Here is a 1,355-nt window from a genome sequence, read left to right on the forward strand (position 1 = left end):
TAATCCTATGCTGCCGAGAAAAGCCTCTAGCGAGTGTTGTGGCGGCCCGTACCCTAAACCGACTCAGGTGGTCAGGTAGAGAATACTAAGGCGATCGGGTGAACTGTGGTTAAGGAACTCGGCAAATTGCCCCCGTAACTTCGGGAGAAGGGGGACCTCTGCTGGTGATGAGTCTTGCACTCGGAGCTGGTGGGGGTCGCAGTGGCCAGGGGGAAGCGACTGTTTACTAAAAACACAGGTCCGTGCGAAGTCGTAAGACGATGTATACGGACTGACGCCTGCCCGGTGCCGGAACGTTAAGGGGACCGCTTAGTTGTGGTAACACAGCGAAGGTGAGAACTTAAGCGCCGGTAAACGGCGGTGGTAACTATAACCATCCTAAGGTAGCGAAATTCCTTGTCGGGTAAGTTCCGACCTGCACGAATGGCGTAACGACTTCCCCGCTGTCTCAACCGCAGACCCGGCGAAATTGCACTACGAGTAAAGATGCTCGTTACGCGCAGCAGGACGGAAAGACCCCGGGACCTTCACTACAGCTTGACATTGGCGTTTGGAGCGTCTTGTGTAGGATAGGTGGGAGACTGGGAAGCTCGGACGCTAGTTCGGGTGGAGTCATTGGTGAAATACCACTCTGGTCGTTTTGAACGTCTAACTCTGGTCCGTGATCCGGATCGGGGACAGTGTCTGGTGGGTAGTTTAACTGGGGCGGTTGCCTCCTAAAGGGTAACGGAGGCGCCCAAAGGTTCCCTCAGCCTGGTTGGCAATCAGGTGTTGAGTGTAAGTGCACAAGGGAGCTTGACTGTGAGACTGACGGGTCGAGCAGGAGCGAAAGCTGGGACTAGTGATCCGGCATCGGCGTGTGGAAGCGGTGTCGCTCAACGGCTAAAAGGTACCCCGGGGATAACAGGCTGATCTTCCCCAAGAGTCCATATCGACGGGATGGTTTGGCACCTCGATGTCGGCTCGTCGCATCCTGGGGCTGGAGTAGGTCCCAAGGGTTGGGCTGTTCGCCCATTAAAGCGGTACGCGAGCTGGGTTTAGAACGTCGCGAGACAGTTCGGTCCCTATCCGCTGCGCGCGCAGGAGACTTGAAAGGGGCTGTCCCTAGTACGAGAGGACCGGGACGGACGAACCTCTGGTGTGCCAGTTGTACCGCCAGGTGCACGGCTGGTTGGCTACGTTCGGAAGGGATAACCGCTGAAAGCATCTAAGCGGGAAGCTCGCCTTGAGATGAGGTCTCCCACCACGAGAGTGGGTAAGGCTCCCGGTAGACGACCGGGTTGATAGGCCGGAGGTGGAAGCACAGTAATGTGTGGAGCTGACCGGTACTAATAGGCCGAGGACTTGACCACAAA

Annotated in this window: 1 rRNA gene (cut by a window edge); it reads left to right on the forward strand. The window is 56.8% G+C overall.

Annotation, left to right across the window (positions count from 1 at the left end):
• Nucleotides 1-1,352, forward strand: a 23S ribosomal RNA gene (locus ACWEJ6_RS54260); it begins 1,783 nt to the left of the window's first position.
• Nucleotides 1,353-1,355: the final 3 nt, after the last annotated feature.

This window comes from Nonomuraea sp. NPDC004702 (genome assembly GCF_053601695.1).